The organism is Streptomyces rhizoryzae, assembly GCF_023155275.1.
Taxonomy (GTDB): Bacteria; Actinomycetota; Actinomycetes; order Streptomycetales; family Streptomycetaceae; genus Streptomyces; species Streptomyces rhizoryzae.
On sequence record NZ_JALMUV010000027.1, the window covers coordinates 65,107 to 76,617 of the forward strand.

Annotated in this window: 10 protein-coding genes; 7 read left to right on the forward strand and 3 right to left on the reverse strand. The window is 72.5% G+C overall.

All coding sequences use genetic code 11. The features are described 5' to 3' along the window. Nucleotides 1-65: 65 nt before the first annotated feature. From MUU72_RS21340 to MUU72_RS21355, 4 genes are all read left to right on the forward strand, one after another. Complete coding sequence (locus MUU72_RS21340; RefSeq protein WP_248014945.1) at nt 66-359, forward strand: DUF503 domain-containing protein; 294 nt, start codon at nt 66-68, stop codon at nt 357-359. Nucleotides 360-424: 65 nt separating this feature from the next. After that, nucleotides 425-877 (forward strand): 30S ribosome-binding factor RbfA, encoded by a 453-nt coding sequence (gene rbfA, locus MUU72_RS21345; protein WP_248014946.1) that lies wholly within the window; start codon nt 425-427, stop codon nt 875-877. Continuing rightward, entirely contained in the window at nt 874-1,800 is a 927-nt protein-coding gene (truB, locus tag MUU72_RS21350; protein WP_248014947.1) for a tRNA pseudouridine(55) synthase TruB, read from the forward strand. The genes rbfA and truB overlap by 4 nt, the downstream gene beginning before the upstream one ends. 557 nt (nt 1,801-2,357) lie before the next feature. Further along, nucleotides 2,358-3,311 (forward strand): bifunctional riboflavin kinase/FAD synthetase, encoded by a 954-nt coding sequence (locus tag MUU72_RS21355; RefSeq protein ID WP_248014948.1) that lies wholly within the window; start codon nt 2,358-2,360, stop codon nt 3,309-3,311. Nucleotides 3,312-3,385: 74 nt separating this feature from the next. Here the strand turns inward: MUU72_RS21355 and MUU72_RS21360 are convergent, their stop codons facing one another. From MUU72_RS21360 to eccE, 3 genes are all read right to left on the reverse strand, one after another. After that, nucleotides 3,386-5,875: an SCO5717 family growth-regulating ATPase gene (locus MUU72_RS21360; RefSeq protein ID WP_248014949.1), complete on the reverse strand. Its 2,490-nt coding sequence runs from the start codon at nt 5,873-5,875 to the stop codon at nt 3,386-3,388. A gap of 311 nt (nt 5,876-6,186) precedes the next feature. Further along, nucleotides 6,187-7,029 carry a hypothetical protein gene (locus MUU72_RS21365; RefSeq protein WP_248014950.1) on the reverse strand — a complete coding sequence of 281 codons (843 nt, stop codon included), beginning with the start codon at nt 7,027-7,029 and terminating at the stop codon, nt 6,187-6,189. Beyond that, nucleotides 7,029-8,255 (reverse strand): type VII secretion protein EccE, encoded by a 1,227-nt coding sequence (eccE, locus tag MUU72_RS21370; protein WP_248014951.1) that lies wholly within the window; start codon nt 8,253-8,255, stop codon nt 7,029-7,031. Before eccE ends, MUU72_RS21365 begins: the two co-directional genes overlap by 1 nt. 331 nt (nt 8,256-8,586) lie before the next feature. Here eccE and MUU72_RS21375 point away from each other — a divergent pair, with 331 nt between their 5' ends. The 3 genes from MUU72_RS21375 (at nt 8,587) to MUU72_RS21385 (ending at nt 11,369) form a co-directional block, all read left to right on the forward strand. After that, nucleotides 8,587-10,251 carry a type VII secretion protein EccB gene (locus MUU72_RS21375; protein ID WP_248014952.1) on the forward strand — a complete coding sequence of 555 codons (1,665 nt, stop codon included), beginning with the start codon at nt 8,587-8,589 and terminating at the stop codon, nt 10,249-10,251. A gap of 374 nt (nt 10,252-10,625) precedes the next feature. Beyond that, entirely contained in the window at nt 10,626-10,946 is a 321-nt protein-coding gene (locus MUU72_RS21380; protein WP_066982168.1) for a WXG100 family type VII secretion target, read from the forward strand. A 129-nt stretch (nt 10,947-11,075) separates the two neighbouring features. After that, complete coding sequence (locus MUU72_RS21385; RefSeq protein ID WP_066982170.1) at nt 11,076-11,369, forward strand: WXG100 family type VII secretion target; 294 nt, start codon at nt 11,076-11,078, stop codon at nt 11,367-11,369. The last annotated feature ends 142 nt before the right edge of the window (nt 11,370-11,511 follow it).

Here is an 11,511-nt window from a genome sequence, read left to right on the forward strand (position 1 = left end):
TTGCGTGTACGGTTCGAAATGACCCCTGCACCCCAAGGCCCCGCGGGTGGCTTGACCCGTCGTGCATGTACGTAGGGACGCTGTCCTTCGACCTGCTTCTCGGCGACGTACGGTCGCTGAAGGAGAAGCGCTCCGTCGTCCGCCCCCTCGTGGCCGAGCTGCACCGCAAGTTCGCGGTGAGCGTCGCCGAGGTGGGGGACCAGGATCTGTACCGCAGGGCCCGGATCGGCCTGGCGGTGGTATCCGGGGACGCCGGACATCTCACCGAAATCCTGGACCGCTGCGAGCGCCTGGTCGCCGCACGGCCCGAAGTGGAGCTGCTGTCCGTACGCCGGCGGCTGCACGGCGACGACGACTGACCCGCGACCGGGCGGCTCGTCGCCGGTGGAAGCACAATTGTGGAAGACAAGAAGGAGACGGACCAGTGGCCGACAATGCGCGGGCGAAGAAGCTGGCGGACCTCATCCGGGAGGTGGTCGCCCAGAAGCTGCAGCGCGGAATCAAGGACCCGCGGCTCGGCACGCATGTGACCATCACCGACACCCGGGTCACCGGCGACCTGCGGGAGGCGACGGTCTTCTACACGGTCTACGGCGACGACGAGGACCGGGCCAGCGCCGCCGCCGGGCTGGAGAGCGCCAAGGGCGTGCTCCGCTCCGCGGTCGGTGCGGCGGCCGGCACCAAGTTCACGCCGACGCTGACGTTCGTCGCGGACGCCCTGCCGGAGAACGCCCGGACGATCGAGGACCTGCTCGACCGGGCCCGGGCCTCGGACGCCCAGGTGCGCCAGGCGTCCTCGGGCGCGAAGTACGCCGGTGAGGCGGACCCGTACCGCAAGCCGGGCGGCGAGGACGACGAGGACGCAGCGGCAGAATGAAGCGGCAGAGCACCAAGCCGGGCGGTCTGGTCATCGTCGACAAGCCGTCCGGTTTCACGTCGCACGACGTCGTGGCGAAGATGCGCGGGATGGCCCGGACCCGCCGGGTCGGGCACGCCGGCACCCTGGACCCGATGGCGACCGGGGTCCTGGTCCTCGGCCTGGAGCGGGCGACCAAGCTGCTGGGGCACCTCGCGCTGACGGAGAAGGAGTACGTCGGGACGGTCCGGCTGGGCCAGACCACGGTCACCGACGACGCCGAGGGCGAGATCACCGCGTCCACCGCGGCGCACGGCATCGCCCGCGAGGAGATCGACGCCGGGGTCGCCAAGCTCTCCGGCGCGATCATGCAAGTGCCGTCCAAGGTCAGCGCCATCAAGATCGACGGCAAGCGCTCGTACAAGCGGGTGCTGGACGGCGAGGACGTGGAGATCCCGGCCCGGCCGGTCACCGTCTCCTCGTTCGCCGTCCACTCGGTGCACGAGACGGCGGCCGAGGACGGCACCCCGGTGACCGATCTGCTGGTCTCCGTGGTCTGCTCCTCCGGCACCTACATCCGGGCGCTCGCCCGCGACCTCGGTGCCGGGCTCGGTGTCGGCGGCCATCTGACGGCGCTGCGACGCACCCGCGTCGGGCCGTACAAGCTCGACCGGGCGCAGACCCTGGAGCAGCTCCAGGCGGCCGTCGACGACCCGGAGAGCGGCGGTCTGCCGGTCATGCCGCTCGGGGACGCCGCGGACGCCGCGTTCACCCGCTGGGACGTCCCCGAGGCGCAGGCCCGGCTGCTGCTGAACGGCGCGCGGATCCCGATGCCGCACTTCGAGGCCGACGGGCCGGTGGCGGCCTTCGGGCCGGACGGGACGTTCCTGGCCCTGGTGGAGAACCAGGGCGGCCGGGCCAAGAGCCTGGCGGTCTTCGCCTAGGGAGCGCGGGCCGGCCGGACGGGCGCTTGGCGTGCCGTCCGCCCGGCCCGCGCTGTCGTATGCGGGCGGGATTCACCCCTTCGGGTAGGCGTGCGGAGTGCCTGGGGGCGCGGGCGGGGGCGCGTTCGCCGTCACCGCCTGTTCTGGTGCTCACTGCGGGTGCGCGGTCGTCGCTTTTCGTGGGCGGGCGGGCGGCGCGGGGGAGGTGTGCGGGGGTGCCGGCGGAAGCGTTGGCGGGCGCGCCGCGCCGGCGGGGCTTCCGGGCGCAGCGGGCGGTTGCCCCAAGTGCCGTCCGCCCGGCGAGAGTTGACGGCCGCGGTGCGTGCGTTCCGGAGCGGAACGTGGTGGCGCGGTCGCCGGCCGGGCGGGGCGCTGCCGGCCGCGTCCGGCGGCCCGGGGAACGGGCCGGTGGCCGGGTGCTGCCGCAGGGTGTCCGATGCAACAGCGGGCAGGCCCCCCTTCGCGCGAAGCTCCGCCCCCGGCATGGCAGTCTTAGACCTGCGTCATGCCGAAGTGGCGCAGAGGACGGACAAGAGTTCGGGCGAGGAGCGGGCACAGTGCAGCGCTGGCGTGGCTTGGAGGACATCCCCGAGGGTTGGGGACGCAGCGTCGTCACCATCGGCTCGTACGACGGAGTGCACCGCGGCCACCAATTGATCATCGGCCGGGCGGTGGCCCGCGCCCGCGAGCTGGGGGTTCCGGCCGTGGTCGTCACCTTCGACCCGCACCCGAGCGAGGTGGTCCGCCCCGGCACCCACCCGCCGCTGCTGGCCCCGCACCACCGCCGCGCCGAGCTGATGGCCGAACTGGGCGTGGACGCGGTGCTGATCCTCCCGTTCACCAAGGAGTTCTCGCAGCTGGCACCCGCCGACTTCGTGGTCAAGGTGCTGGTGGACAAGCTGCACGCGCAGCTCGTCGTCGAGGGCCCGAACTTCCGCTTCGGCCACCGCGCCAAGGGCACCGTCGAGACCCTCGCCGAACTGGGCCGGACCTACGACTACACGGTCGAGGTCATCGACCTCTTCGAGCGCGGCAGCGCGGGCGGCGGCGAGCCGTTCTCCTCCACGCTGGTCCGCCGGCTGGTGGCGGAGGGCGATGTGGCCGGCGCCCGCGAGGTCCTGGGGCGGCCGCACCGGGTCGAGGGCGTGGTGGTCCGCGGCGCCCAGCGCGGCCGCGAACTGGGCTTCCCCACCGCCAACGTGGAGACGCTGCCGCACACCGCGATCCCGGCCGACGGGGTCTACGCGGGCCTGCTGCACGTCGCGGGCGAGGCGATGCCGGCGGCGGTCTCGGTCGGCACCAACCCGCAGTTCGACGGCAAGGTGCGCACCGTCGAGGCGTACGCCATCGACCGGGTCGGGCTCGACCTGTACGGGCTGCACGTCGCGGTGGACTTCCTGGCCTACATCCGCGGGCAGGAGAAGTTCGACACGCTGGACGCGCTGCTGGAGCGGATGGCGATCGACGTGAAGCAGGCCCGCGGGCTGATCGCGGAGTCCGGCGGCGCGTAACGCGGCGGCGGCGTACGCAAGGGGCGGGGCCCGGCAGTCAACTGCCGGGCCCCGCCCCTTCGTTCACCCCCCGCTCACTGCGGCGGGGGCTGCTGCGTCCAGCCGCCGTGCTCCGGCAGCGGCGCGTCCGGAGCGGGCTGCTGCTGCCAGCCGGCCGGCGGCTGCGCGGCGGGCTGCTGCTGCCAACCGCCCTGCTGCGGCGGGTAGCCGGCCGGGGGCTGGCCCTGCTGCGGCACCTGCTGCTGCGGCTGCTGCTGGGCGTACTGCGCCTGCTGCTGCGCGTACGGGTCGCCGGTCATCGGCTGCTGCTGGACCTGCTGCGCCTGCGCGTACATCCCCTGGGCCTGCTGCTGGCGCGCGAAGTCCTCGGCGACCAGGGCGGAGAGGTTGAAGTACGCCTCGCGGGTCTTGGGCCGCATCATGTCGAGGTCGACCTCGGCACCGGCCGCGAGGTGCTCGTCGAACGGCACCACGACGACACCGCGGCAGCGGGTCTCGAAGTGCGACACGATGTCCTCGATCTTGATCATCTTGCCGGTCTCGCGGACCCCGGAGATGACCGTGATGCCGCGCTGGACCAGGTCGGCGTAGCCGTGCGCGGAGAGCCAGTCCAGGGTGGTGCTGGCGCTGCTGGCACCGTCCACCGACGGGGTGGAGATGATGATCAACTGGTCGGCGAGGTCCAGGACGCCGCGCATCGCGCTGTAGAGGAGACCCGTACCCGAGTCGGTGAGGATGATCGGGTACTGCTTGCCGAGGATGTCGATCGCCCGCCGGTAGTCCTCGTCGTTGAACGTCGTGGAGACCGCCGGGTCGACGTCGTTGGCGAGGATCTCCAGGCCCGAGGGGGCCTGCGAGGTGAACCGCCGGATGTCCATGTAGCTGTGCAGGTGCGGGATCGCCTGCACCAGGTCGCGGATGGTGGCACCGGTCTCGCGGCGCACCCGGCGGCCGAGCGTGCCGGCGTCGGGGTTGGCGTCGATCGCCAGGATCTTGTCCTGCCGCTCGGACGCCAGGGTGGCGCCCAGCGCGGTCGTGGTGGTGGTCTTGCCGACACCGCCCTTGAGGCTGATCACCGCGATGCGGTAGCAGGACAGCACCGGTGTGCGGATCAGCTCCAGCTTGCGCTGGCGCTCCTCCAGCTCCTTCTTCGCGCCCAGCTTGAACTTCGACGGCTGGGCGTTCGCGCCCGGCTTGCGCTTCTTGGGCTGGTTGCGCAGCAGGCGGTCCGAGGTCAGCTCGACCGCGGCGCTGTAACCGAGCGGCGCGCCCGGGGTGGCCCGCTGCGGCTGCTGCTGGCCCGGCTGGGAGTACTGGGCGTAGTTCGCCGCCGCGTTGGGGTCGCCGAACTGCTGGCCGGGGACCTGCTGCTGGCCCTGCTGCGGGTACCCGGGCTGGGGCTGCTGGCCCTGGGCCGGGGCCTGCTGCTGGGGGTAGCCCTGCTGCGGATAGCCGTACGCGGGCTGCTGGGGCTGCTGCTGGGCCTGCTGGGGGTAGCCGTAGGCGGGCTGCGGGTAGCCGTAGCCGCCCTGCTGCGGCTGCTGCGCCTGCGGCTGCTGGACCTGCGGGTAACCGGCCTGCTGGGGCTGGGGCGCGGCCTGCTGCGGATAGCCGCCCTGCTGGGGCTGCGGCATGCCCTGCTGGGGCGCGGCCGGCGGCTGCTGGCCGGCCTGCGCCTGGGCCTGGGCCATGCGCGGGTCGGCGGGCTGGAACTCCGGCGGCAGCGGCGGCAGTCCGCCCTGCTGCGGCTGGCCCTGGGCGGGCACCGCCTGGCCGTCCGCACCGGCCCAGGGCGCACCCTGGGCCGGCATGGCCTGCGGTGCCCCCTGCTGGGGCGGCATGCCCTGCGGGGCGACGCCCTGCTGGGGCACCGGCTGCTGTTGCACGGCGGGCGGCTGCTGCTGGGCCTGCGGGGCGGGCTGCTGGGGCTGCTGCGGCTGGGACTGGGCCTGAGCGGCCTGCTGGGCGGCGGCGGCCTGCTGGGCGGCCTGCTGGGCCGCGGCGGCCTGTGCCGCGGCGTCGGGGGCCTGGGGAGCCTGCGGCGCCTGAGCGGTCTGTGGCGCCTGGGATGCCTGAGGGGCCGCTTCCGGTTGCGGGGCAGGGGCGGACTGCGGTTCGGGCGCCGCCGGTTCCGTGTCCTCGTCGTCGTCCCACAGGGAGGCCGACGGGTCCGGACCGGTGCCGGAACGGACGTTGGCGGCCGCGGTGTCGGCCGGGGCCGACGGGCCGTCAGCCGGGACGTCGCCGCCCCCGTCGTGCGGGCGCAGCGTCGGGAACCCGGGAGGCGCGGCCGGGCCGGCCGCCCCCTGCTGCGGGAGGCCGGGGACGGGAGCGCCCTGGGCGGGGCCGGACAGCGGCTGGCCGGTCGGTGGCGGGGCGGCGCCCTGCGCGCCGGCGGCCGGCGTCGCGGAGGGGGCCGCGGTGCCCGCACCACCGCTGGTGTCGTTGCTGCCGTACCAGGCCGGAGCCGCGAAATCGATCTTGAACTCGCCGGTCAGGTCGAACTCGGACTGGTCGTCGTCAGGATCGTTCCCGTCCGGGCGGAAAGCCTCCTGGTCTTTCACTGTGCCTCCTGGTCTACTGCAACGCACCTGAACGGCAGGACCGGATACAGGCGGATCGATCGGATGTAACGGAAGTCGGAGCACGCCACCCGGGGTTGCGCCACCACTGCTTGTCTCCATCCCCGTATCGACTGCCGTCGTGCACTGCCGGTGTGATGTGCTCCTGCGGCTCTCCCCACAGCCTAATCAACAGTTGGCCCATAACGGCAGTCGATGCCATGTCGTCTTCGAGCCCGCCCGGCACGGCTACGGGCGCATCCGTGGATGCGCCCGTAGCCGTGCCGGCGGCGAGTGCGGCCGGTCGCGCGGAATCAGTCCATCCGGCGCGGGCCGCCCAGCAGGTTGGTCTCCGCCTCGGTGGGCTGGGTCATGACGAACTGGTGGCCGCCGTCCCGCCGGCACCACAGCATCGCGTTGTCGCTCAGCGTCGGCAGCACCGCCCCGACGTTCTCCGGCAGCCGCATGATCCTCGTCACCACCTCGGCCTCCTCCGGCGAGAGCCGCTGGAGGCCGACCAGGTCCACCCGGCCGAGCATCTGCGGCGACCGCGGCCCGAGGAACGGCAGCACGGTCAGCACGGTCTGCCAGGGGCTCGGCGCGAGCTGGTTGCGCGGCGGGCGGGCGCCCATGTCGCGGACGACCAGGACGGGGCTGGAAACCGACGGCCCCTGCGGGGCGATCTGGCGCACGTCGAAGACCGAGACGCACTGCTGCCCGCCGCCGGCCGCCTGCGCCATCTGGCCCCAGGCCGGCGGGCGGGCGGTCTCGACGGCGACCCGGGCACCGGTGGCGACCGTGCGCAGCGCCAGCACCTGCGCCATCCACATGCTGCCGACCAGCGCGATCTCCATCGGCGCGGGGCGCAGCAGGCTCAGCACCGCGGGCTGGTTCTGCGGGTCGATGCCGATGATCACGCCGTCGTCGCCGACCGGCAGGGTCAGCGCGGCCAGCGATTCGGCGGTCAGCACGTGCGGGTTGCGGCGCGGGCCGCGCAGGCCGAAACCGGGGCGCGGCTTCGGCCCGGTGGGGGCGGCCTGCTGCTCGTCGGGGCGCGGCTGGTGGGAGAGCCGGCCGCCGGAGACGCCGGTGTTGGTCGGGGTGCGCCAGCCGTCGCTGCTGACGTTGACGCGGGGCTGGTAGGTGGGAGTGCCCATCAGCGGGTACCTCCGAGGGGAAGCGTGGCCAGCAGGCCGGGCAGCTGCTCGCGGTCGAGCCGCACCAGCCCGACCTTGACCGAGCCGGATCGCCGCTCCAACTCGCTCTGCGCGGCGGAGAGTTCGTTGTCGCTGCGGGTGGACAGCCGGACGTAGCCGGAGATGGCCGGCAGCCGGCCGCCGCCGTGCGTGGCGGTCAGCGCGAAGGTGCTGGCCATCGCCCGGGTGCTGGTGAGCAGCTGGATGATGGCGGCCAACGGGGCGCCGCCCGGGCCGAGTTGGGGCCAGCGGCCGATCCAGTACGTGCTGTGCCAGCGGTCGTCGCAGCGCATCGCGCGGGTGGTCTCCTGGGTGCGGCGGGCGGCCCGGCCGTCCCGGCCCATCGCGCCGTTCGCGGCCCGCGGGCTGACGCACACCGCGGTGCCGACCGCGGCCACCACCTCGCGCTCGTCGAGCACCCGGGCCCGCACGCCGCGTGCGGTGAGCCGGCTGACGAGCTGGTCGGCGGCGCGCAGCAGGGAGCGCTGGGCGCCGCCCATACCGCCGCCGCGCGCCTCGATGGCCTCCGCGCACAGCTCCGGGTCGAGCTTCAGCGCGATCCAGGACAGCTGCACCGCGGGGGTCTGCGACTGGGCCTGGAGCGGCGCGTAGGAGCGGGCCGCGACGGCCTGCTCGGGCAGGTGCGGCGCCGGGGCGGGCTGGGTGTACTGGACGAACTGCACCGACTCCAGGTGGATGTCCTCCACGTCCAGCGCGGTGTGCAGCAGCTCCAGCGGCACCATGTGGCTGCCGCGCTGCGGCCGCAGCGGCTCGTCGCGGGCGTCGACCTGCACGATGGCGGTCAGGAAGGTGCCGTCGCCGACGAAGCCGACCGGGCGCTGGTCGGCGTCGGTGTACTCGTAGGTGCGCAGGGCCGGGTCGCACTCCACCACCGGGGCGAAGGCGGGGTCGACGCCCTGGGTGGCGGCGAGGTTCTCGCCGGCGGTCTTGCCGCGGCGGTTCATCGCGCGCACGGTGGTGATCCACTCGGGCAGCGGGATCCGGCGGCGGCGGCCGAGTGCGAAGACGACCAGGACGACCGCCACCACCGCGGCCACGCTCAGCACCACCGCGTTGTGCGCCGCGAGGCCCACCAGCACCAGTGCCGCGGCGAGTTCGATGAGGGCCAGCTGCTGGACGCGGACGCCGCCGATGGTCCCGGCCTGGTGGCGCAGCCGCGGCGACACCGGTCCGGCCGCGGCCCGGCCGCCCTGTCCTCCGCTGCCCGGAGCTGTACCGTTCCGGCCCGCGCTTCCGTCGGATTGCGGTGCGGCGGAAGGCTGTTGCTGCTGTTGCCGCCCGTTGCGGCGTCGAGCCCTGGTGGCGCTGGACATCCCCCGGCCTGCTCCTCTACTGGTGGTGTGCCTCTGGGCGTATCGGCCGCCGCTGACACTGGTGCGTCGGAAGGTGGCACCCGTACCGTACGGCTCGATCGATACACGGCATAGTAGAGGGCGCTACGGCGTGAGTGCCGGGGGCGGTCGATGTGGATCCAACAGGCGGGGAGAGAAAGCAACAATGGCATCACGTCGGGACGAGCTGAATGCGTATTCGTTTGCTCGAAAGCGTACGAATGCGGCATTTCTGAAGCCGCTGCCGAACGGCTCGATCGAAAGCGCCCCCAAGCCCCTGAAGGCCGTGTTGCCCAGCGTGGTGATGGGGGTCGTGATGCTCGTGGGGTTCGGCGCCTGCGGCATTCTCAAGCCGGTCGCTCCGGCGGGATGGGACACCGTGGGGGCAAATGTCCTCGTCGGGGATGAATCCACCACCCGCTATGTCGTTCTCGAAAGCGCCGACGCCAATGGCAAAAAGCAGAAGCTGCTGCACCCGATCCTGAATCTGGCGTCCGCCAAACTCCTTCTGGACCCCAAGAAGTTCCAGGTCGTCAAGGTCAAGGAAGCGGAGCTGGACGGAAAGCTTCCGCACGGCGCCGCGATCGGCATTCCGTACGCCCCCGACCGGCTGCCCAGCCCCTCCGACGTCGACAAGCCGAAGACCTGGGCCGTGTGCGACCGCCCCGGCAGCGGAGAGAACAGCAAGTCGCAGCAGGCGGTGTTCGTCCTCGCCGGCAAGGACCGGGACCGGATCGACGACCCCAAGCAGGGCAAGCTCGACCTCCACCAGGCGCTGTACGTCGAGGACCCCGACGGCGTGAAGTGGCTGGTGGACCAGAGCGGGTTCGCGTTCCAGATGATCGCCGACGAGGCGACGGCCGTCGCGGAGGCCAGGAGCGGCACCAAGCACACCGACACCGAGGCCGACCGTGCCCTGCGCCGGATCATCTTCGGCACCCAGGCCGAACCGCAGAAGGTCTCGGCGGAGTTCATGAACACGCTGATCAAGAGCCCGTACGCGATCAGCATGCCGAAGATCAACGACGCCGGTGCCCCGGTCTCCAACCCGGCCATCCCCGCCGAGGCGCGCAAGGTCGGCTCGATCCTCCGGGTCGACGGCGGCGCCAAGTACGTGGTCCTCAAGGACGGCGTCGAAGCGGTCAGCAACTTCGTGGCCAACCTCCTGGAGCAGGGCCCCAACGCCTCGGCGGTGACCGGCACCCCCGGCAAGGCGCTCCAGCCGGTGAACGCCGCCACCGGCAGCGTGAGCCCCAAGCTGGACGCCACCAACCACCCGGTCACCTTCTACGGCAAGGTCTGGAACACCGACCTGGACAACCCGTGGCCCAAGGAGATGGTCACCCCGGCCAACGACTTCGCGCACGGCTCGCAGACCGGCGGGCTGACCACGCCCACCAAGGACGGCGTCTCCTGTAGCGTCTACAAGGGCACCAACACCAAGTACCCGGGCGTCGACAAGCTCGGCTTCCCCAACGGCATCCCGGACATGTCCACCTGGGTCGGCAAGGACTATCCGGCCAAGATCGCGCCGGGCTCCAACGCCTACGTCACCCCCGGCAGCGGCCTGCTCTACCAGCAGGCGGCCACCCCCAGCGCGACGTCCGGCAGCCTCTTCCTGGTCACCGACACCGGCCTGCGCTACTCGGTCCCGCGCAACAACGACTCCGCCAACAAGGCCGGCAGCGACAAGCAGGAGCTGGACCAGGCGCAGGTCCACCTCGGCTACGGCGAGGCCCACCCGCCGCTGCTCCCCGAGGCGTGGTCCAAGCTGCTCTCCGCCGGCCCGTCCCTGGACGTCAGCAGCGCCAAGCAGCCGCAGGCGTCCTGACGCGGCCGCAGGCGTGCCGAAGGGCCGCCCCCGGGGTGCTCGTGGCCCCTCGGGAGCGGCGCCCGCGGCCGCGCCGGGTACCCTCGTCGACGGGGGCCGGCGCGGCCGCGCCGCGCACGGAAGCGGAATGCGGCGGCACGCCCCGGGCCCCCGCCGCCCGACCGAAATCGCCGCCTTGGCCCCCTTCCGCCGAACGTCGTTTTCCCGCCGCCCAGTTGACAATGTTGTGATCCCGTCACAACCGCGCTCCCCCTGTTGGGAACAGGCGTGTGGAGTAGGTAATGTGGCAGGAGGCGTCAGCAGGAGATGCCACCCGCGCACAGCCTCGCCGGTGCCGCGCGGCCGACGTACAAGTCTCATGGGGGACGTTGACCATGGCTGGTCAGTTCACAACCACGCACGAGGAGATGGTCGCGTTCAGCGGCAAAATCGACTCGGTCAACCAGGCGATCCAGGGCGAGATCCAGCGTCTGCAGACGGTCGTCGACACCATCACCTCGGGGTGGAAGGGCCAGGCGGCCTCCTCGTACCACCAGCTCCAGTCGCAGGTGAACGAGGACGGCAACCGGATCAACCAGCTGCTGGCCGAGATCAAGGAAGCGATCGACCAGACCACGCAGAACTACACCTCCTCCGAGGAGGAGCAGGCTCAGTCGATCTCGCACGTCACCGCTCAGGCCTCCCCGTTCGGATGATGGGGCCGCGCCACTGACCCGGCGCATCCGCCCACCCGCCGCGGCCCGGCCGGCCGACCCCTTCCGGTGTCCGGTCCGCCCGCCCGGCACGTGAATCGACTAGGCAGCACCAACTCCTGAGGAGACCCCATGTCCGGCCAGATCCTCGTCAATTTCCAGACGATCAGCCAGGCAAGTTCCGACGTGCGTCAGACCGCCAACAACATCCGCCAGCAGCTCGACGACCTCGAGGCCGGCGTCAAGAAGATCGCCGCGAGCTGGGAAGGTGCCGCGCAGGAGGGCTACCAGGCCCGCCAGCGCGAGTGGGACCAGCGCGCCGCGCACCTCCAGCAGACGCTGGAGGCCATCGCCAAGGCGCTGGACACCGCCGCGCAGAACTACCAGAGCACCGAGCACAAGAACGCCAGCATCTGGGGCGGCTGACCTCGCACCCCGCGAGGACGCAAGGCACGACGGCACACGGCTGAGCAGCCCCCGACGGCTCGCACAGTGGTCAATGAGGGCGAGCGCGCTGCACCAGTGCGCTCGCCCTTCTGCCGTCCGCCCGCCCCGCCCCTCCTGTCCC

Excerpts from the sequence above, each read along its gene's own strand:
- MUU72_RS21375 (WP_248014952.1), top strand. The coding sequence starts at position 8,587 with ATGGCATCACGTCGGGACGAGCTGAATGCGTATTCGTTTGCTCGAAAG.
- MUU72_RS21385 (WP_066982170.1), top strand. The coding sequence starts at position 11,076 with ATGTCCGGCCAGATCCTCGTCAATTTCCAGACGATCAGCCAGGCAAGT.
- MUU72_RS21365 (WP_248014950.1), bottom strand. The coding sequence starts at position 7,029 with ATGGGCACTCCCACCTACCAGCCCCGCGTCAACGTCAGCAGCGACGGC.
- truB (WP_248014947.1), top strand. The coding sequence starts at position 874 with ATGAAGCGGCAGAGCACCAAGCCGGGCGGTCTGGTCATCGTCGACAAG.
- MUU72_RS21380 (WP_066982168.1), top strand. The coding sequence starts at position 10,626 with ATGGCTGGTCAGTTCACAACCACGCACGAGGAGATGGTCGCGTTCAGC.
- MUU72_RS21340 (WP_248014945.1), top strand. The coding sequence starts at position 66 with ATGTACGTAGGGACGCTGTCCTTCGACCTGCTTCTCGGCGACGTACGG.